This window comes from Bradyrhizobium sp. 18BD (assembly GCF_054185225.1).
Genome location: NZ_JAVAYL010000003.1, coordinates 274,230 through 294,350, shown reverse-complemented (window position 1 = coordinate 294,350; position 20,121 = coordinate 274,230). Strand labels below are relative to the sequence as shown.

Genomic DNA, 20,121 nt, shown 5'->3' with positions numbered 1-20,121 from the left:
GCGGTTGCGGGCAGGGGGCTCATCGCGTATCTGCTTGCCATGACAGCAGCACAGAACGACCGCTCCGCGTCGACGCCCTCCGTGGCCTCGGCGCACGACAAGATTCTCATCGTCGACTTCGGCAGCCAAGTGACGCAGCTGATTGCGCGTCGCGTGCGCGAGGACGGCGTCTATTGCGAGATCGTCCCGTTCAACAAGGCCGAAGAGGCCTTCAAGGAGATGAAGCCGAAGGCGGTGATCCTCTCCGGCGGGCCGGAGTCGGTGCATGAGGCCGGCTCGCCCCGCGCCCCTCAACTGATCTTCGCCTCCGGCGTGCCCGTGATGGGCATCTGCTACGGCCAGATGACCATGGCCGCCCAGCTCGGCGGCGAGGTCGAGGGCGGCCATCACCGCGAGTTCGGCCGCGCCGACGTCGAGGTCAAGGCCGACAGCAAGCTGTTCGAGGACGTCTGGTCGTCAGGCAGCAAGAACCAGGTCTGGATGAGCCATGGCGACCGCATCACCAAGATGCCGCCGGGCTTCTCCGTCGCCGGCACCTCGCCGAACGCGCCGTTCGCGATCATCCAGGACGAGAAGCGCAAATATTACGGCCTGATGTTCCATCCCGAAGTGGTGCACACGCCCGACGGCGCCAAGCTGATCCGCAACTTCGTGCGCAAGATCGCCGGCCTCACCGGCGACTGGACCATGCGCGCCTTCCGCGAGGAGGAGATCCAGAAGATCCGCCAGCAGGTCGGCAAGGGCAAGGTGATCTGCGGTCTCTCCGGTGGCGTCGATTCAGCCGTCGCGGCCGTGCTGATCCATGAGGCCATCGGCGACCAGCTCACCTGCGTGTTCGTCGATCACGGCATGCTGCGCCTCGATGAAGCCAAGACCGTCGTCGACCTGTTCCGCCACCATTACAACATCCCGCTCGTGCACGTGGACGCGTCCAAGCAGTTTTTGGGCGAGCTCGAAGGCGTCACCGACCCGGAAGTGAAGCGCAAGACCATCGGCCGCCTCTTCATCGAGGTGTTCGAGCAGGAAGCCAAGAAGCTCGGCGGCGCCGACTTCCTGGCGCAGGGCACGCTCTACCCTGATGTGATCGAGAGCGTCTCCTTCACCGGCGGCCCCTCGGTGACGATCAAGTCGCACCACAATGTCGGCGGTCTGCCCGAGCGCATGAACATGAAGCTCGTCGAGCCTCTGCGCGAGCTATTCAAGGACGAGGTGCGCAAGCTCGGCTACGAGCTCGGCCTTCCCGAAATCTTCGTGGGCCGCCACCCGTTCCCGGGCCCGGGCCTCGCCATCCGCTGCCCCGGCGACATCACCAGGGACAAGCTCGACATCCTGCGCAAGGCCGATGCCGTCTACATCGACCAGATCCGCAAGCACGGGCTCTACGACGACATCTGGCAGGCCTTTGCTGTGCTGCTCCCCGTCAAGACCGTCGGCGTCATGGGCGACGGCCGCACCTACGACTATGTGGTGGGCCTGCGCGCCGTCACCTCAACCGACGGCATGACCGCGGACTTCTACCAGTTCGACATGAAGTTTTTGGGCGAGACCGCCACGCGCATCATCAACGAGGTGAAGGGCGTGAACCGGGTGGTGTACGACGTGACCAGCAAGCCGCCGGGGACGATTGAGTGGGAGTGAGGGGGAGAGTCGTTCTGTGAGAGGCCTGCTGGAGCCTCTGCCTTAAGCCGCTCCGAGAACATCTTTGTCACCTATTGTCTTTAGGACTTCGTATACAAACGAAGCTACAACGCGCGACTCATCTAGATCTAGTATACCGGAGTAGCAGCTTGGCGAGGATCCATGGGGAGGTTCGATTGCACTCGGCGGTTGTTCTCCAGATCCCTTCCTTCTTGTCAATCGAGCATCGAATATCAGGGTCGAAACACGATAATATGCTTAGAGAATCCGATATCGTTCAGAAGTTATGGGGGCTGTGTCATTTTCTCCGTGATGACGGGATTACTTATCATGAGTATGTGGGCGAGCTGACGTTCTTACTTTTTTTGAAGATGGCCGACGAACACCGAACCCACACCGCTAGTCCGTCTGGGGTAGTGGACGAGTTGCGCTTGCCGAAGGGATGTCATTGGCACGAGCTCCGTAGTCTGCGGGGGAACGATCTTCTCGACGGCTATCGCCAGCTTCTTGCTCGCCTGGGGCGAGCCAGGTCGCGCTACGTTCGGTCAGTTTTTGAGAATGCGAGGACTTCCATTCGGAGTCCGTTGGCATTGCAGAGGATTTTCGAAGAGTTTGACAAAGTCGATTGGTACCGAGCTGATGTAGACCAGTTCGGCACCGCTTATGAGGGATTGCTACAGAAGAGCGCGGAGGAGTCTAAGGCTGGCGCGGGGCAATATTTTACACCGAGGCCGCTCATCGACTGCATAGTCGATGTTGTTCAGCCGAGACCGGGAGAGCGCGTGCAGGACCCGGCGGCTGGTAGCGCGGGATTCTTGGTGGCGGCGGATCGTTTTATCAAGCAACGGACCAAGGACCTTGTTGCTCTGTCTCCAAAGAAGAGGCAGTTCCAGAGACGCGACGCGTTCTATGGTTTAGAGCTTGTTCCCAGCACATGCCGTCTCGGTCGAATGAATATGCTGCTGCATGGGATCGGCGGAGATCTCAAAATCGGAGACGCGCTGGGAAACGACGGTCAAGGATTGGCGTTGGCGGACGTCGTGTTGTCCAACCCGCCCTTCGGTACGAAACGAAGCGAGGTGCCGGTGCGCTCAGATCTTTCGGTTCGGACCTCAAGTAAGCAACTTAATTTCCTTCAGCATATTGTCCGTAGTCTATCTCCTGACGGCGGCCGCGCAGCAGTCGTGCTACCCGATAATGCGCTTTTCGAGAATGGTGCAGGTGCAGCTGTCCGGCGTGAATTAATGCGGGATTGTCGTCTGCATACAATCCTACGACTCCCCACCGGTATTTTTTATGCACCGGATGTTCGAACTCATGTGCTGTTTTTCTGTCGCGATGAGGCAAATACTAAAGGCCAGGATTCGACCAAAGAGGTTTGGTTTTACGATTTGAGAGCGAATTCTCAGCGGTTCACCAAGCGGGCTCGATTGGAACGTTCACAGTTCGACGAATTCGTAAGCGCCTTCGGCGACGATCCCTACGGTCTTTCTCAGCGGCGGGATACTGGTGAACGCGGTCGGTTTCGTCGGTTCACGAGGAAGGAAATTGCCGCAAGGGGTGACAGCCTCAATTTGGCTTGGTTGGACGATGGAGATGCGCGTTTCTTACGTGGAAGCACATCGGAGCAACTCGTCAGCGATGTCATGGGAACGCTGAGCGAGGCGCTTGAGCGCGTTCAAGCGGTTCAGACATCGCTTCGATCCTTGCGGCGGTGATCCTTGAGCGAGACGCTTCCTCCTGACTGGATCGAGGTGATGCTTGGGGAGCTCGTTGAACCGCGAGTCGTGAGAGTCGATCCTGCCACACTCCCTGGTGTACCGTTTATCGGTCTGGAGCACGTCGAAGCGAAGGGGATGCGGCTGCTGGGGACTGGCCGCAGCAACGATGTGAAAGCCGGTGTTTTTTGCTTCTCAGCGGGTGATGTGCTGTACGCTCGTTTGCGTCCGAATCTTGTGAAAGTAGTTTGTCCAGATTTCGATGGCGTTTGCTCGACTGAGTTCATCGTATTTTTGCGACGAGAGATGGTTTCCGCCGAGTTTCTCAAATTCCTGCTCGCGTCACCTGGTTTTACCGACTTTGCGGTGCAACTTTCCAAGGGTGACCGTCCGAGAGTAAGCTTCTCGCAGCTGTCGAGTTTCGTAGTCAGGCTTCCTCCTCTCGTGGAGCAGCGAAGGATCGCTACGATCCTCCAAAGTTATTGGTACCAGCTACTTAGTGCGAAAGATCTCCTCCAAAGCTTGCCTGGGAGAGTCGCAGCCTACCGTCAGGAGGTGATTGGGTCTGCATTCCGGGGCGAAATTACAGCCGACTGGCGGCGCGATAATGCCAATGTCGAGTCTGGAGAAGCTTGGGCGGCGCGGATTATAGAGGCTCGCCCGATCGTCAATCGACGCAAGCCTAACGCCGCACAGCTGCCACGCCGCGACGAGACTGCGGAGATCAGACCCGCTTTAAACGAGGCTTTGGATCTTGCCGTCCCGACGTGGACAACGAGGTGCATTGGTGAGCTATTCGACGTGTACGTCGGCGCAACGCCGAGCCGGAGCAACGCTGCATATTGGGGTGGCGCAATCCCGTGGGTGAGCAGTGGCGAAATCAAATTCAATCGGATTAGTTCCACTCGGGAGACGATCACGACGCTTGGCCTCAAACGGTCCTCCGCTCTGCTGCACCCAGCTGGCACGGTATTGTTAGCAATGATCGGGGAAGGGAAAACGAGGGGCCAGGTCGCGATCCTCGATATTGATGCTTGCAACAATCAAAATTCCGCCGCCATCCGCGTTGGAGACGCCGGTTTTCCTTCTGGGTATCTGTTTTATTTCCTCTGGTACAACTATGAGAAAACGCGTCGTCTTGCGGAAGGTAATAGCCAGCCTGCACTTAACAAAGCTCGCGTCATGGAAATAGCGCTGCCGTTGGCACCGCAGGCCGAAGCCGAGCTTGTGGTCAAGCGTATCGACGAATTGCTCGCGTCGTTGGCCGGTGTACTGGTCAAAGGAGAAGAAGCAGGACAGGTCATTGAACGGCTTGGCAGCACCATGATTGAAGAAGCTCTGCAAGGTCAACTAGTGATACCGACCACGAACGTTGATGCCGCGCTTGCTGAGATTGCCGATCTTCTTGGAGCAGATCTTGAGAAGCGGCTCTCTCCGAAAACAGAAATCAACTCAAAGAGTGAATTACGATCGCGATCGCCCGCATCCGATAGGCGAGTGTCTAGGAGGCCAACCATAGCCCAAAAATCCGAAGCGCAGCCTTTGAAAATCAGCGTCGCCTTGATTAATGGAGGTGGTGCACTCAGCCCGGAGCAGTTGTTCGCTGCGTCTGGCTATTCCCCCGATGAAATCGAGTCTTTTTTTCTCGCTCTACGTGACGCTATTCGGAACGGCGAGATAATCGAGGATCGTTCAGGGCTACCGCTGATTGTGCTAAGGAGCGTCGGGTGAGGCTACGATCGCTGAAGCTCTGGAACTACAGGAATCTTCGGGCTTTTGAAGTGGTGTTTGATACTAGGTCGCCGATAACCGCACTCGTTGGGAAGAATGGTTCAGGAAAGTCCAACCTTATCGAAGCAATTGTCGAAATTTTCCGCGACCTGGATTTCGGTGAACCTTCTAAATTCCGTTATCAATTGGCTTACGAGTGCAATGGAATTGAGGTCGAAGTCGATTGCGATCCTGACCGACGGAGCTCGCGCTTAGTTGTCAATGTTATGAAGAGTGACAGTGGGCGTATCCGTGTTCCGGCCGGTGATCTACGGAAGGAGCGTTCCCCATATCTGCCGCGGACAGTATTCGGTTACTATTCGGGGATGAGTTTACGCCTTGAAGAACACTTTCGGCGTCATCAGAAGCGATTTTACGACGCGTTGCTGAACGGCAGAGAGGATGCGCATCGCTATCTCTTTTACGGTCGGTTGGTGCATAGTCAATTTGCTCTCCTGGCATTCTTTGGCTACGAGGACGAGAGCACGATTTCATTGCTGCGAGACAAGCTTGGCATCGAGGGACTCGAGTCCGTGCTCTTCATCATGCGCCAACCTGGCTGGAAAAGTGCGGTGGGTGACTCTCGCTTTTGGCGCGCACGCGGAGTCGTTGCCGATTTCCTATCAACGCTCTACGCCCTTGCCCTGGCACCGATGAGATTATCGCATTCTGTCGATTTGGACTTTAGGAGGAAGGAGCGTCGCGAAGAAATCTATCTTTTCTTGCCCGACGCAACACGTCTTTCAACATTGATCGGACACTATCAGTCACCAGCAGAACTTTTTGCCCGGTTGGAGAGCACCTATATCAACGAGCTTCTAGCGGAAGTGCGAGTGCGGGTGCGGGCAAAGCATGTTGAAGGCGGTCTTACCTTTCGGGAGTTGAGCGAGGGCGAGCAGCAATTGCTCATGGTGCTTGGTCTGTTGCGTTTTAACAGTGAGGAAGAGTCGCTCTTTCTACTCGATGAACCGGATACGCATCTTAATCCTCGGTGGGGTACGGAGTATATCGAGTTGGTCAGCCAGTTCATCGGTGCAGACCGACATAGCCACATCATCATGAGTTCCCACGACCCACTAGTCTTAAGCGACCTCCGTAGGGAGCAGGTCCTTATCACCGATCGTGATCCAGTAACCCGCGCTGTATTTGCTCACCAACCGATGAGCGATCCACGAGGAATGGGTGTTGCAACGATCTTAAGAAGTGAACTGTTCGATCTACCGACAACGCTTGATCGCGGTACCCAGCGGCTTCTCGACGCAAAAACCGAGTTGATTGCTAAGGACAAACTCACCGAGGCTGACAAACGCAAATTGCGTCGCCTGAATCGCCTGCTAAGCACTCGCGGTTTTTATGATGAGAGTGTCGATGATCCTGAATATGCAGATTATCTTAATGCAAAGGCTCGCCGAGGTGCGCTGCTACCGCATCAGACGCTGCTGACCACTGAGCAGAGGCGGGAGGAGATCCGCGTTGCGCAAGAGATTCTCAACGAGATCGAGAGCAAAGAATAGGTCCAGGCTGCCGCATGCGTTTCATCGATATCGACGAGCTTTGGGGCGAAAAAGTTCAGGCATTCGAGGCGAAAGCCGGGGAACTTCTTGAAAAGCTTCGGGAGATGTCGGCCGACCAGCGCAACCAGTACATCTCCGATAACGCGAATTGGTCGGATCTCAAGCAGCCGTTGGCCGATCTTTTTCATGGTAAGTGTTGGTACAGTGAATGTCGCTCTCGAGGCGGTGATCGGGATGTTGACCACTTCCGCCCGAAAGGAAAAATTCGCCGCTATCCTAGCTGGCCGGAAGTCGAGGCGAATCCGGATCATAACGGCTACTGGTGGCTCGCATTCAATTGGAGGAATTATCGTTATAGCAGTCGGTTTTGCAATGCTCCGCGACGCAATCCGGAGACCGAGAGTCTGGGAGGAAAGTGGAACTATTTCCCAGTTCGAGACGAGGCCGCCCGTGTAAAAGATGAGTGTGATGTCGAGCTTCTCTACGATGAACATGCGGTCATTCTTGATCCAACCGATGCTGATGACGTAGATTTACTGACGTTCGATGAATTTGGCCGCCCGAGGCCGAGATCTCGCGATAAGGATGCTTGGGAATACAAAAGAACTATCCTGGGCATATCGTTGCTCAATCTTGATCATCCGGACTTTGTGAAGGAACGCGCAAGGCTCGCTCGGCAGATAAAACGTTTAGTTAGAAATGGCACGAAAGCTCACCGCGATCTGAGAAACGGGGAGCCGAGTGCCAAAGCTCGATTGCGAGATATCAAGGCGGATCTCAAGCGTATGATCGATCCAACGGCAGAATTCTCAAGATATTGCGAAATCGTGCTCAGAGGATATCGTGAACACGACTGGGTCGATCAGATGGTCTGATGTCGTGACTTGGCATTGATGGTGATTTCTATCCCTTCGACATGCGCTTCCTGGGCGAGACCGCCAAGCGCATCATCAACGAGGTGAAGGGCGTGAACCGGGTGGTGTACGACGTGACCGGTAAGCCGCCGGGCACGATTGAGTGGGAGTAGGGGGCACCGCCTCACTGCGGTCCGATGTTGGGACCATCTATGCTGGCAGAAGACCCGCGGCGCGATAGTTGTCGATCGTCGCGTCGTAGAGCGAAATATCGGAGCGGCTTCTGGCGATGAGCTGCGCGCCGGCGATGGCGGCGAAAATGGCGCGGGCCCGCTGTTCGCTCTTTCTGGAACTGACCAGGCCCGCAGCCACCAACAGCTTGCTCAGCCACGCCACGTTGACGTCGGCAAATATCTGGACCTCCTTCTTTACTGCGCCCGGCAGGTCCTCGACTTCCGCGGACATGAAGCTGCAGAGGCACATGCGATTGTTGCTCTCGAGGGCTCTGCGAAACACATCGGGATATCGACGCAGGCAGCGGAGGGGATCGGCGGTTTCTGCCAGCATCGCCTCGAGTTGGGCGGCGGTGTCCTCCCAGTAGCGCCGTGCGACGGCCACGCCGAGATCGGCCTTGCTTGGGAAATGGTGGTAGATGCTGGCGGCCTTGATCCCGACTTCGTCCGCGAGATCGCGGAAATTCAGGCCGCCATAGCCGTGCGCCTGCGCGGTCCGCTTTGCGGCCGCCAAGATGGCCTCCCGAGCGCTTGAACTCACTTCGTCGCCTCGCTGCTTCGTTATCTACCAAGTGACAGGTAGGGATTGACCAACCGAATTGGAAGCCTTCATATCGGGCCTACCAAGTGACAGGTAGACAAAATAGGTGTCATGATGAAGATCTACGATTGGCCAAGAGGTCCATATCCGGCTCGCGTTCGCATCGCCTTAGCCGAAAAGAACCTGCGGTCGCGCGTGCAGTTCGTATTGGTCGATCTCTACAAGGGCGAGCACAAGAAGCCCGAATTCCTCGCGAAGAACTACTCCGGCACCCTGCCGGTGCTCGAACTCGACGACGGGACCTTCATTGGCGAGTGCACGGCAATTACCGAGTACCTTGATGCGCTCGATGGCGCGCCGACGCTGACCGGCCGGACTCCGCGCGAAAAGGGCGTTATTCACATGATGAGCAAGCGCGCCGAACTGGAAGTACTCGATGCCATCAGTGTCTATTTCCACCATGCCACGCCGGGTCTTGGGCCTCATGTCGAGATCTATCAGAACCCCGAATGGGGATTCCGCCAGCGCGACAAGGCACTCAGGGGGATGCACTACTTTGACGGCATTCTGAAAGAACAGCCGTTCGTCGCCGGCGAGGCGTTTACGATGGCCGATATCACCCTCATAGGCGGCTTGATCTTCGCGGGACTCGTGAGCGTGCCGGTGCCGATGGGGTGCGAGGCTCTTTTGGCATGGTATGCAAGGATGCAGGAACGTCCTAGCGTCAAGAACCGGATAACAATGTCCGAGCCGACCACGGCATCTTGATTGAGATCGTCTTGCGCAAGGGCGGACCGGCAAGCATAGCCCGGATGGAGCGCAGCGACATCCGGGTGCTTCCGATCAGCACGTCGTGTGGTGTCCCGCATATCGCTGTGCTCATGCGGGCTACTCGCTCCTCGGGCCAACCACACGGTCGCAGGTCGACTACTGCTCCTTCCTGAACAAATCCTGGAAGATGAGCTGGCCCCAAATGCGGCCACGTGCCCCCACCAGCGCGCCGCCCTCGTTGAGCTTTCCGAGCTTGACGGGTGCGAACCCGAGTTGTTTGGCCAAAGCCGCCACGGGAGCGATCGCGTCCTCGTCGTCACCAGATAGAAAGACGACCCGGTGCCCGCCCTCGACGACCGGATCGGCAGCCAGTTTGGCCGCAACCAGGTGATTGAAGCCTTTCACGAGCTTGGCGCCGGTGAACGCCTTCGCGACGAAGGCGGAGGACGGGAGGCCGTCCAGCTCTTCTCCAAACGCGTTCATCGCGTCGATCACCGTCTTGCCTTTCCAGCTCGGCAGGGCCTTCGCAACCTCGCGATGCTCCCCGAACGGCACCGCCAGGATGATTGTGTCGGCCTCGAGTGCATCCCGCAGCGACCTGGCGACGACCATGGGTCCAATCGCTTGAGCCTGCGGCGCCAACGCCTCGGGAGGCCGGCGGCTCGCGACGGCCACCTTGATGTTCTTACGGGCGAAGGCGTGGGCGAGGGCCTGGCCAACCTTGCCGAATCCTATAATCGCGTAGCTCATAATACGTCTCCGATTTTCAGATGGCCGAGAAGCCGCCGTCGACAGACAGCTCCACCCCATTCACGAAGCTGGAATCGTCGGAAGCAAGAAACACCGCGACCGCCGCAATTTCCTCAGGACGCCCCATCTTTCCCCGCGGGATCAGGGATTCGAACATCCGCTTCGCCTCCTCGGTGAGAACCTGGTCCTGCATCGGCGTGGCGATCGGCCCCGGGCTCAGCACGTTCACCCGTATATTCCTGCCCTTCAGTTCGTTGAGCCACGTGCGTGCGAATGAGCGCAACGCCGCCTTGCTCGCCGCATACACGCCGTAGCCAGGAAAGCCTTTCACCGAAGCAACCGACCCGGTCATGAAGATCGATCCGCCATCGCTGAACAGCGGCAGCGCCTTCTGAACCGTAAACAGCGTGCCGCGCGCATTCAGGCCGAAGGCCGCATCGAAATGCTGCTCGGTAATCTCGCCCAATGGGACGGCTTCGCCCATGCCGGCGCTCGCGTACAGGACGTCGATCTTGCCCTTGTCCCGCTTGACCGTGTCGAACAGGCGGTCGAGGTCGTCGAGATTGGCCGCGTCGCCGCGCACGCCGGTCACGTTGCGGCCAATCAGCCTGGCGGCCTCGTCGAGCGCCTCCTGCCGACGGCCCGTGATGAAGACATAGGCGCCTTCATCAACGAACCGCTTGGCGCTCGCCAGCGCCATGCCGCTCGATCCACCCGTGATGACTGCAACCTTACCTTCAAGCTTTCCCATGATTTCTCCTTTCAGGCTCCGCCTTTGGTCGTTCGGGGAGGCCCCCGAGAACGTCGACATAGGCCTGCCGCCGTCGGGCGTTGAGTGCGGAAGCACGCACATCGGTGGTGCGAAATCGATCCGGCTGGACGACTGACGCCAGCCGCGACGATCGATGTCAGCCGTTCGGAATTGGGCCGCGCGTGTCGGCTAGGCTATGATGGCCCCCCATGCTGCTCACATACGAGATGCGGTTCGCTGTGTTGGACACGGACTTGGAAAGGCGCACCCCCGGCGGTGCTGGATTGCACCATGATTGACTGGGATGACGTTCGCTACTTTCTAGCCGTCGCGCGCGGAGGCTCGGTGCGGGCCGCCGCCGAGCGCCTCGGTGTGAACCACTCGACCGTGCTGCGACGCATCGCCCAGCTCGAGGAACGCCTCGGGGTGCACATGTTCGAAAAGCTGCCGTCGGGCTACCGCCTGACGGCCGCGGGCGAGGAGGTCCTCGAGTTCGCAGACCAGATGGAGACGTCGTCGCACCTGCTGGAGACGCGCATCTTCGGGCGCGATCAGAGCGTGCGCGGGCTCCTGCGGGTGACGCTGGCGCCGCCCCTCGCGACACACCTGCTCATGCCTGATTTCGCCGATTTCGCGCGTCTGCATCCGGACATCGAGATGGACATCTTGTCGTCCGGCGAGCTGGCAAATCTGACCAACCGGGAGGCCGACGTCGCGATCCGCGTCGTCTACGACCGCAAAACCCTGCCGCTCAATCTTCATGGCGTGAAGGGACCGGAGCTGTTCGGCGGCGTCTACATCTCCCGCGATCGACTGGCCGCCTGGCGTGCGGGCGCACCCGATCCCATCCGGTGGATCGTCATAAGCATTCATGGAATCCCCGACTGGGCCCACGAGGGTGAGGTTCGCACCACGGGGGTTCCGTTCGGGACTACGGACGCCGAGGCGCAGATCGTTGCAGCACGGCAAGGGCTCGGGATGACGACACTGCCGTGCTTCGTCGGAGACGCCGACCCCCTACTGGTGAGGGTGCCGGGCACCGAACTGCACATGTACGGAACGCTCTGGCTTCTCACACAGGGAGAGACACGCAAGACGAAGCGCGTGCGGCTCTTCACCGAGTTCGTATCCCGCAGGCTCGCCGCGTACGCGCCGCTTCTCTCGGGACTGTCCATATCGCGCGACTGACGCGCGGCCGGTCGCCGGCGGCGCTTGCCGTAGTCGCGCTGCTGACGGTAGACTTCGGTTATGTCGGCGGTGCGGCGTTGCTGGTTGATCCGTGAAGGGTGGACCGATCGATATTGATAGTCGCTGAAAGCGGAGATTTTCTGAAGCGATCAAATTCCTGTTTGAATTCAAAAGCCATGCACATCTGACGGTTCGGGCGACGGGAATTTTCAAGGCGGAGAATTTTTTGCAACGAAAAATCAACTCATTAGGCACGATGCGAACAATCGAGTGGGAGTAGGGGGGCCCGTAACTCACCCGCAGATCCGAGAGATTTCGCAACGAAGTGGCCGCTGCAATTGACACGACAATTCGGGCTAAACAAGTGCGATTGATCGAAGTCGATGCGAATACGTTGACACTTGGCGTCACGTGTAGTGCGGAGTACCTAGGGGCTCAACAGCGGGCAGTCTGGACTATTCTGCTTCGCAATAAGTCGTAGAGGCGGCTCTCTCGCGCATACGTTGCATGAGGTCACTAAAACCAATAGTGTCGTTCCATTCCCGGGGGGCCGGAAATGACTGAATGGTACTTATGGGACGGTGAAAACCAGCGCGGCCCGATGGACCGCCGCGAACTGGATAACCGCATTCAATACCATCCGAACCCAAGTCTCGTTCGGGTTTGGCGTAATGGATTTTCTGATTGGCAGAAGGTCGATGACGCGTTTGGAGTAGCGCGGAAGAGTCCATTGGACCCCTCGACCTTCGAGGAGCCCTTTGAGCAATCGAGCAGTTCGAAACGACAGAACTTCGTTGCTCAACACTGGCGCGGTGAATACCCGCTTGGCGTTTCGTATTGGGTAATTGGTTTTGTTGGCAACGTCTTCGCATTTGTCGTCATTGCATTAGCTTCTGCCTTCACTGGCGGGACAATTAATCCCGTCGGCATCCTGCTTTTCTATGTTTCGCTCTGGTCGTTCATTGTCGGACTCTGGGTCTGGCAATCAGTTGGCATTTGGCGGTCTGCGCAACGTCGGATCGATCAACGTGCTACGCTGGGGAAGAGGGCTCCCTGGGCCGGGTTAGCCAAGGTCATGGTTTGCCTTGGAGTTTTGCAGACAATTGGCGTTCTTATAAGGACTGCTATACCGCAGATCGCTGAGGCAACTCGCATCGCGTTTTTGGATGATCCAGACATCCCCTCGTACTCCATAAGAGTCATGAGCAACGGATCCGAAGCTGAGATATCCGGCGGCATAAAGTTCGGGCTCTCTGATGAGTTTGAGAAGGTCCTAAATGCATCGAGAGGCGTGCGCGTCCTGCATCTGGACAGCATCGGCGGCCGCATTGGTGAAGGTCAGAAGCTTAACGCCCTAATCAAGGCCAGAGGCCTAAGTACTTATGTGGATGTAAAATGTCTGTCTGCTTGCACCTTGGCCTTCGTTGCCGGTCGGGAGCGAATTCTGAAGCAGGGCGCCCGGTTAGGGTTTCACAGAGGAGCCTTCGCAGGAGAAGATCAGATAGACGGCAATCTAGAGAGGTCGATATACGCGGCGTCTGGCATAAGCGCGGCGTTCATTGATCGAGCGCTGGCGACAAAAAACGCCGACATGTGGCGACCGCCGGAGGCGGAGTTGGTGTCGGCCGGGGTCGTGACGAGGATAACAAATGGCGACGAGTATGCGATCGCCGGCGATGGTGGCAGGCTAACACGCGAGGAATGGGATAAAGGTCTACAGCAAGCCGCACCGGTCTATAGGGTAATGAAGCAGAAATATCCGAAATCCTATGACGAGATACTCGATATTTTTGCGGATGGGACAATCAAAGGAACGCCGCGCGCTCAAGTTATCGCGGAGGCTCGAGCCAGACTGAACAGACTTGTAAAACTGCTGTTGCCTCGCGCTGACGATACTGTCTTGATCGATTTCGGACGTCTTGTTGTTGACCAATATCGTGCGCTTCAGAGTCAGGATAAGGTCGCGTGCTACCGATTTGCATCGGGGCAAGGCGATCAAGGTGTAATTCGATCGATCCCTGCGGCACTCACAGAGCGAGAGTTGGAATTAGACGCGCGGATTCTCTCTTCGAGCCAAAATCAATACGCGTCGCCCAGCAACGATCAGACTTGGGGCAAAATTGTCGCGCGGCTTAACTCAAGGGGGTACTCAGCCAAAGACCTCCAGCTTTTGACGAGCGCTGTTAGCTCCTCGGATTATGCTCGGTACTGTGACTTGGTCATTGTGATGTACCAAGAGGTAACGAATTTGCCTCCTACAGAGGCGGCGGCCATTCTTCGCGAATTCTTTTCTCAGTCATAACGTGCAGGGTGAATTGCCCCCGAAATTCTCTGCTCGATAAAGGTCTTCCGCTCGTACTTGCACCGCACCATCTCTCCGGAGCAGCTCTTCCTCCGCTGCTTCTTCGAACGCTGAGCCCCGAACAACGTCCGTTGGTTGGCGGCGAGCGCGAACGTCTGTCTTCCACCAACAGCGTGTTCCAATTGTCTTGTGTGCTGTTGCACGATCGACATAGGCCGCATTCTTAAAATAGCGTTCGACCGCCACTTGCCGCGGTACGCGCGGAAAGCTGCACGTGTATTCGCAGTTTGCGAACGGCACGTAGGATCGCCGGCGGTTGCGGCCGGCGCGTGCCAGGCGCCGGAGTCTTTCACCCGCCTTCGTCCTCTGAGCCATAGTAAGCTGCTCCCGACGCCAAGCGCCGGGAGCAGATCCTTCACTTCGCGAGTGCCGCCTTTTCGATCACCTCGGCGACGTCCTTCGCATGCACGACGAGCGAGGCATGGCTGCCGGCGACTTCCGTCGTCTGAGCCTTCATCCTGGTTGCGAAGAACTTCTGGGCCTCGGGCGCGATGACCTTGTCCTTCGTGGTGAGGACGTAGAACGTCGGCTTGTCGCGCCAGGCCGCAATGCTGACGGGCGCTTCGAACGCAACGTGGTTCAGCGGAAGCTGCGAGTTGGCGAGGTGCTCGGCGATTTCAGGAGGAAGGTCGGCCGCGACGGCCGACGGAAACACCTTGGGATCGATATACAGATTGCCCTTCGCGTCGGGATGGATCGCATTGCCGCCTTCGGTCGGCGGGCCGGCCTTGGCCAGCGACGCCAGGGAGTCCCCGACCTCGGGCGCGAAGGCGGAGACATAGACCAGCGCCGAGACCTTGGGATCGTTGCCCGCTTGCGTGATCACCACACCGCCCCATGAATGGCCGACGAGAACGGTTTTACCGTCCTGCGTCGAGAGGGCCTGCTTGGTTGCATCGACATCGGCGGCGAGCGACGTGAGCGGATTTTCCACGAGCGTGACGTTGTAGCCTTTCTTCGAGAGAATATCGGCAACGGGCTGCCAGCTCGTCTGGTCCACGAAAGCACCGTGGACGAGCACGATGTTGTGGGCTGCTTCCTTGGGCAGTTCGGCGGAAGAAGCGGAGCCGGCCAATGTCGTTCCGGCCAGGAGCACGGTGGCGGCCGAGAGGAGGATATTTAGCATCGAATGTTCCTGTTGGTATGTTGGACGGAATGAGGTCCGGAGGAATGGACGGGCGTTTCCAGCCAGGTCGCGGTTCTTCCATCCGCCGTTGGCGAATGGTTGCCGCACGTGATGTCGGCCCGGCGCGACATGACGTAGTTCGCCCACTTTTCGGACGGTAGGGATCAATCGTCCGGATGTTGTGTCCGATCGTCCACCCGGCTAACTTCGGCGGCATGGACATCCTCGCCCAGGTGCTCGATCGCGTTCGTCTCGGCGGGACGCTGCTGTTTCATTTCGAGCTCGGTCATCCCTGGAATCTGGCGCTGCCGGCGCGGCCCTATGCCCTGTTTCACTATCTCAGCCGGGGCTCGGCGACCCTCGCGCTGAAGCAGGGACAAGAATTTGAGATGACCGAGGGGGATTTTGTCGTCATCACGCGCGGCGAGCCCCATGTGTTTTATTCCGATCGCCGCGCCAAGCCGTTGCAGATCGTGGACCTCGATCGATCGTCGTCACGCTTTGGCGTCGTTCGTCACGGCAGCCGCGTAAAGCCGCTGTCGACCATGATCTGCGGCAATTTCACGGTCTCACGGCCGCTGTTTGGCAACGTGCTGGAGCTGCTTCCGCCCGTGCTGCTGCTGAAGCCGAATGCGGACGGTGGCTGGCTCGAAGCGATCCTGCGTCGCATGGTCAGCGAATCCGCGCTCGAACGTCCGGGCCAGCGTGTTGCGCTTTCACGACTGACGGAAGTGCTCTTTGTCGAGGTGCTCCGAAGCTGGATCGCGTCCCTCAGTCCCGGACAAGGCGGCTGGCTCGGGGCCATCTCGGACCCGCATATCGGACCGGCGCTCAAGTTGATCCACGAGAACCCGGAGCGGCCCTGGACCCTCAGCGACCTCGGCCACCGCGTGGGGCTTGGCCGCTCGGTATTTTCGGCGCGGTTCACCAAGCTCGTCGGCCAGTCCATGCATCGCTATGTGATCGAACGCCGCATGGCGGAAGCGGCGTTCCTGCTCGAAACCAGCGACGAGCCGATCGCACGGATTGCGATCCTGGTCGGTTACGAGACCGCGGCGGCGTTTTCAAAACTCTTTCATCGACATCATGGCCTGTCGCCCGGCCGCTACCGCGCCGCTCAACGCCTTGATGGAGGCCAAGGTCAACCGCAGGGGGCGGAAGTGAAAGTCTCCGATTGAACGTGCGTAAGTAGGTGCCCACGCCCGCCGCCCAATTTGTCGCACCCTCGCTGTGAAATCCTTCACACGCACGCCCACATCAATCATGCGACAAAATACGTGTTGTGATTGTGCGCGGTGAATTGCCGCGACATCAGCTTCAAATGAGCTGCACACGTCAGAATGACATGTTGAAATGGCCATCGACCGGCCTCACGCCGGCCGATGAAAGCTATGGAGACACTATGGCTGACAAACACGGACAGAGCATGGTTGGGACGTGGACCAAAACCACGGCGGCCGCGTGTGCGGACAAATATCCTGCCACCATCACATTCTCGACCGGCACCTACCGCGGCCTGCGCGGAGCAGGGCAGGGCATGGTGTGGTGGGACGCGGGAATCTACCGTCTCGAAGACTCAAGCACACTCGTCGTCGGGACGGCGAACGATGAACTTGTGACCTATCACATCTCACGCGAGGCCGACCGGTTTGAGTTTACGGATTCAGAGGGCTGTCTTGTGACCTATCGGCGCGCGTAGGATTGCAAGGACACCCTGGCCGACCAGAATAACGCGGCTGTACCCGCGAATGAGCCCGCCGCTCACGTCGATCGCCTCGACCTTTCAACGAGGAGAAGACGACATGTGCAATTGCTCAGAGCATGAAGCCAGTGGTAGCCTTTCGAAGATGACGGCGGCCTCGGTCGCGCCGGCCATGCAGCCGCTCGCGCCAATCTCGCGCCAGATCAGCTTTACCGATGAGGAGTCCGGCGATCATCCGGCCTCGACCGATCTGCAGCCCATTCCGCCGTTCAGGCTGTGCAAGCTCGATTTCCGCGAGGGCTGCTACCAGATCAACTTCAGGCCGATCGCCGGCCTCGTGTCGTTCGAAGGCACGTTGCGCGTCGATCGCTCGGCGCCCGACGGCGGCGCGGACCATCTGATCGTCAGCGGCGATCTCTATTCGCGCCTACCGGTGATCAAGCCGCCGATCCCGCCGCTGCCGCCCGTCGGCAACAAGGATGAAGATGAAGGCGACGCGGAGGCAGGCCTGACGAGCATCGCCGCGTCGCTCAGCGCGGTCGATGAGCCCTTGATTCCGTTTCCGATCCGCAGGCCCAAGATCCCGATCTTCCCCCGCGCGCGCTATCACTCCTATCTCCGGGTGACCAGCGTGTCGGCGCCGGTCGCGGTACCGTTTCCGAAGAAGTGCGAGCTGACGATCGTCGCCGAACAGTTCAACTACACGCAGCCGCCGGCCGGCCAGTTCCAGGGCACGTTCCCGGCAACGCCCTCGCGCACGGTGACGCTGCGGCTTTCAAAAGTGCCGGCGCCGTTCCCGTTCTCGCTGACCGGCGGGCCGTTCTACGAGGGGCGGCTGTTCGACGGCGGCGTCGACAAGGGCAGCGTCACGCTCGCCTGGGTGTCAAAGTTCTTCCGCAGGGCAACGCTGGAGATCGACACGCTGGTCGGGGCTGTGCGGCCCGCACCGGTGCCCGACGGCGCCGGCGGCACGGAGTTTTTCGACACGGTCTTTGCCAGGACCGGCTGGCAGCTCACGGTGGTGCAGGACCAGGTCAACGTCCCGGTGCCGACAGGCGTGGTGCCGACCAATTGCTGGAGTTCGGCGAATCTGCACGCGCTGATGACGACCGTGCGCAATCCCGCGACCAACCTCGACACCGAATGGCACGTGCACATGATCGTGGTGCCCGCAAAGCTCGGCTGCTCGCGCGGCATCATGTACGACACCCCGCGAGGGCTGCGCCAGCTTCTCCGATGACGGCTATCCCGTCTCGGATTCCTCTAACTTCGGGCTCGCCGCCAACAAGAAGCAGCGCGACGTGCCGCGTGCGTTCCTGCGCAGCGCGACCCACGAGCTGACGCACACGCTGAACCAGATCCACCAGGAGCAGGAGACGGCGGCCGACAATTCGATCATGACCACGACGCCGAGCGTCGCGGACGTGCTCGGCGGTCCCGCCACCGGCGAGCCCGGCGTGTTCCCGGACCAGATCAAGCTCGCGCACAACACCAATGTGCGTCATCACCTTAACCACATGCCCGATCCCGTCATTCGTCCGGGCGGATGGCCGTTCGCAAGCTGGTTCCCGACCGGCGCGCCGCAGGCCGCCGACCGCCACGACTTCGAGCCTTCCGAGCTCGCGCTGACGGTGACCGCGGCAACCGACCGCGTCGCGCTCGGCCAGCCGCTGGATCTGACCTGGACGATGACGAACAACAGCGGCGTGTCGCTGCGCGCGCCGAACGACGTCAGCATCGAGGCCCTGTTTGCCTCGATCACCGTCACCGATGGCGAGGGGCACGAGCGTCCGGTGCGGCCCTTCGTGATCCTGTGCGAGCACGCCAAGCTTGCCGAGCTCGAGCCCGGCCAAAGCGTCACGGCCTCCGCAAAAGTGTTCTGGAGCACGGCGGGCTTTGCCTTCGAGAAGCCCGGCCGCTACCGCGTCGACGTCGCGGTGTCCTGGTCGGCGCAGGGCGTGATGGTCGGCGTGCAGTCGGGCATCGACGTTTTCGTCGACTATCCGACCAGCTCTGCCGACAACCATTCGGCCAACCTCGTGCTGCATCCCGACGTCGGAAAATGGGTGGCGCTCGGCGGCGAGGCCTATCACCTCGACGAAGCCTGCCGGCGCCTGCAGGCGCTGAGCCAGACCGCATCACCCGCAGCGATGGCCGCGGGCGATGGTGTACCCGCGCCACGCGTGATCGACGGCTTTGCCGACCTGCTGCCCGACCGCGCCAAGCTCGCAAGGCTGTATCCCGAACTGACCGCCGACACCGGCGGCCGTACGACACGTGGACCTGCGCGAGCCGCAGCGCCGGGACGCAAGCGCGCGGCAAAGGCGAAGAAGCGCACGGGACGAAAGGGGTAGGGCGGTCGCCAAACCAGGTGAAGTCTGTTGGCATTTGAATAGCGGCCGCACCTGCGACGAAGTCGTCGTAGGTGCGGCCGGCGCCTTCACCGTCAATACGATCGCGGGCCTATCGATCGGGACCTTCAGGGCGTAGTGGAGGATTGCTATGGCAAGAACGAGATACGACGACCAACTTCCGTCAAGAGCCCAGATATTCGAATTCTGGAAGGATCGCATTGAAGGATTGGTGCGCCCGATCTATTGGGATGAACCCTGTTGTTGGGCCTGCAGATTTCATTACGCGTTCAAATACAACGTCAAACGTTCCGACGCGAGTTGGGACGAGATTCTCCGATGCTGGGACCGTATTCCGCTCCAGCGTTGTCACATCGTAGGGCGGTCACTCGGAGGCGGCGACGACGTCTCGAACCTGTTCTTGCTCTGCCGCGAATGTCACGATCTCATGCCGAACACGAACATTCCCGAAATATTCTACGAGTGGGCGCGGGCGCAGAGCTGGTCCAGACGTGAAGATGCCAAAATACTGGACGCGATGAAGGCATTCGGAGTCGAGGACGCGATGGCGCCTGATTTGGAGCAGGTAATGGAGTCCGAAGATTACAAAGCCTGGTCGGAAGGTCGGCGCGGCCTGCATTGGCCCCAGTCGAACTATGCGCCGATTTCGTCGCGTCTGACGCCTGCGACGTCATTGGGCCTTGCTGTCTATTATCTTCGTTTCGGCAGGGATCGTCCACTCAGGGAGCGGAGCAGAGGTCAGGCCGGAAGGCACCCCGCGGCGAGTACGGTCAAGCCGTCTTGAAGTTCTGGTGGTTTGCGTTTATGACTATTGTAGTCATATAGGTGCTC

The 20,121-nt window shown here is 59.2% G+C and carries 17 protein-coding genes and 1 pseudogene; 14 read left to right on the top strand and 4 right to left on the bottom strand.

The features are described 5' to 3' along the window. The first annotated feature begins 39 nt into the window (after nt 1–39). The 6 genes and pseudogenes from guaA to RAD16_RS07520 all read left to right on the top strand — a co-directional run. Complete coding sequence (gene guaA / locus RAD16_RS07545; protein ID WP_232956165.1) at nt 40–1,638, top strand: glutamine-hydrolyzing GMP synthase; 1,599 nt, start codon at nt 40–42, stop codon at nt 1,636–1,638. Between the two features lie 254 nt (nt 1,639–1,892). Then, complete coding sequence (locus RAD16_RS07540; RefSeq protein ID WP_458157413.1) at nt 1,893–3,356, top strand: N-6 DNA methylase; 1,464 nt, start codon at nt 1,893–1,895, stop codon at nt 3,354–3,356. Nucleotides 3,357–3,359: 3 nt separating this feature from the next. Beyond that, nucleotides 3,360–5,087: a restriction endonuclease subunit S gene (locus RAD16_RS07535; RefSeq protein ID WP_458157235.1), complete on the top strand. Its 1,728-nt coding sequence runs from the start codon at nt 3,360–3,362 to the stop codon at nt 5,085–5,087. After that, on the top strand, nt 5,084–6,640 hold the full coding sequence (locus tag RAD16_RS07530) for an AAA family ATPase (protein ID WP_458157234.1): 1,557 nt from the start codon (nt 5,084–5,086) through the stop codon (nt 6,638–6,640). The genes RAD16_RS07535 and RAD16_RS07530 overlap by 4 nt, the downstream gene beginning before the upstream one ends. A gap of 14 nt (nt 6,641–6,654) precedes the next feature. Beyond that, a complete protein-coding gene (locus RAD16_RS07525; protein ID WP_458157233.1) occupies nt 6,655–7,515 on the top strand; it encodes a hypothetical protein in 861 nt (286 codons plus the stop codon). An 11-nt stretch (nt 7,516–7,526) separates the two neighbouring features. Then, nucleotides 7,527–7,667 (top strand): annotated as a pseudogene (locus tag RAD16_RS07520) (GMP synthase (glutamine-hydrolyzing)); the annotation flags it as partial. Between the two features lie 37 nt (nt 7,668–7,704). Here RAD16_RS07520 and RAD16_RS07515 read toward each other — a convergent pair. Beyond that, entirely contained in the window at nt 7,705–8,268 is a 564-nt protein-coding gene (locus RAD16_RS07515) for a TetR/AcrR family transcriptional regulator (RefSeq protein WP_458157232.1), read from the bottom strand. 114 nt (nt 8,269–8,382) lie between these two features. On the opposite strand from RAD16_RS07515, the gene RAD16_RS07510 reads away from it, so the two are divergent. Then, nucleotides 8,383–9,036: a glutathione S-transferase gene (locus RAD16_RS07510; RefSeq protein ID WP_458157412.1), complete on the top strand. Its 654-nt coding sequence runs from the start codon at nt 8,383–8,385 to the stop codon at nt 9,034–9,036. Between the two features lie 159 nt (nt 9,037–9,195). Here the strand turns inward: RAD16_RS07510 and RAD16_RS07505 are convergent, their stop codons facing one another. Together RAD16_RS07505 and RAD16_RS07500 are read right to left on the bottom strand one after the other, a co-directional pair. Then, nucleotides 9,196–9,849, bottom strand: a complete 654-nt coding sequence (locus RAD16_RS07505; RefSeq protein WP_458157231.1) for an NADPH-dependent F420 reductase — start codon at nt 9,847–9,849, stop codon at nt 9,196–9,198. Then, the gene (locus RAD16_RS07500) at nt 9,806–10,540 is read right to left on the bottom strand and encodes an SDR family NAD(P)-dependent oxidoreductase (RefSeq protein WP_458157230.1); all 735 of its coding nucleotides are present in this window, start codon (nt 10,538–10,540) and stop codon (nt 9,806–9,808) included. Before RAD16_RS07500 ends, RAD16_RS07505 begins: the two co-directional genes overlap by 44 nt. Before the next feature lie 291 nt (nt 10,541–10,831). Between RAD16_RS07500 and RAD16_RS07495 the strand changes: the two genes are divergently transcribed. Beyond that, the gene (locus RAD16_RS07495) at nt 10,832–11,728 is read left to right on the top strand and encodes a LysR family transcriptional regulator (protein ID WP_458157229.1); all 897 of its coding nucleotides are present in this window, start codon (nt 10,832–10,834) and stop codon (nt 11,726–11,728) included. A gap of 556 nt (nt 11,729–12,284) precedes the next feature. Then, a complete protein-coding gene (locus tag RAD16_RS07490; protein WP_458157228.1) occupies nt 12,285–14,030 on the top strand; it encodes a GYF domain-containing protein in 1,746 nt (581 codons plus the stop codon). A 415-nt stretch (nt 14,031–14,445) separates the two neighbouring features. On the opposite strand, the gene RAD16_RS07485 is transcribed toward RAD16_RS07490, so the two are convergent. Continuing rightward, nucleotides 14,446–15,216, bottom strand: coding sequence for an alpha/beta hydrolase (locus tag RAD16_RS07485; RefSeq protein ID WP_458157227.1), 771 nt, complete (start codon nt 15,214–15,216; stop codon nt 14,446–14,448). 215 nt (nt 15,217–15,431) lie between these two features. Between RAD16_RS07485 and RAD16_RS07480 the strand changes: the two genes are divergently transcribed. The 5 genes from RAD16_RS07480 to RAD16_RS07460 all read left to right on the top strand — a co-directional run bounded on the left by RAD16_RS07480 (nt 15,432) and on the right by RAD16_RS07460 (nt 20,074). After that, nucleotides 15,432–16,394 carry a cupin domain-containing protein gene (locus RAD16_RS07480; protein WP_458157411.1) on the top strand — a complete coding sequence of 321 codons (963 nt, stop codon included), beginning with the start codon at nt 15,432–15,434 and terminating at the stop codon, nt 16,392–16,394. Between the two features lie 224 nt (nt 16,395–16,618). Continuing rightward, on the top strand, nt 16,619–16,915 hold the full coding sequence (locus RAD16_RS07475) for a hypothetical protein (protein WP_458157226.1): 297 nt from the start codon (nt 16,619–16,621) through the stop codon (nt 16,913–16,915). 103 nt (nt 16,916–17,018) lie between these two features. Beyond that, the gene (locus RAD16_RS07470) at nt 17,019–18,158 is read left to right on the top strand and encodes a hypothetical protein (protein ID WP_458157225.1); all 1,140 of its coding nucleotides are present in this window, start codon (nt 17,019–17,021) and stop codon (nt 18,156–18,158) included. Nucleotides 18,159–18,219: 61 nt separating this feature from the next. Next, nucleotides 18,220–19,272, top strand: coding sequence for a hypothetical protein (locus tag RAD16_RS07465; protein WP_458157224.1), 1,053 nt, complete (start codon nt 18,220–18,222; stop codon nt 19,270–19,272). 148 nt (nt 19,273–19,420) lie between these two features. Next, nucleotides 19,421–20,074 (top strand): HNH endonuclease, encoded by a 654-nt coding sequence (locus RAD16_RS07460; RefSeq protein WP_458157223.1) that lies wholly within the window; start codon nt 19,421–19,423, stop codon nt 20,072–20,074. The last annotated feature ends 47 nt before the right edge of the window (nt 20,075–20,121 follow it).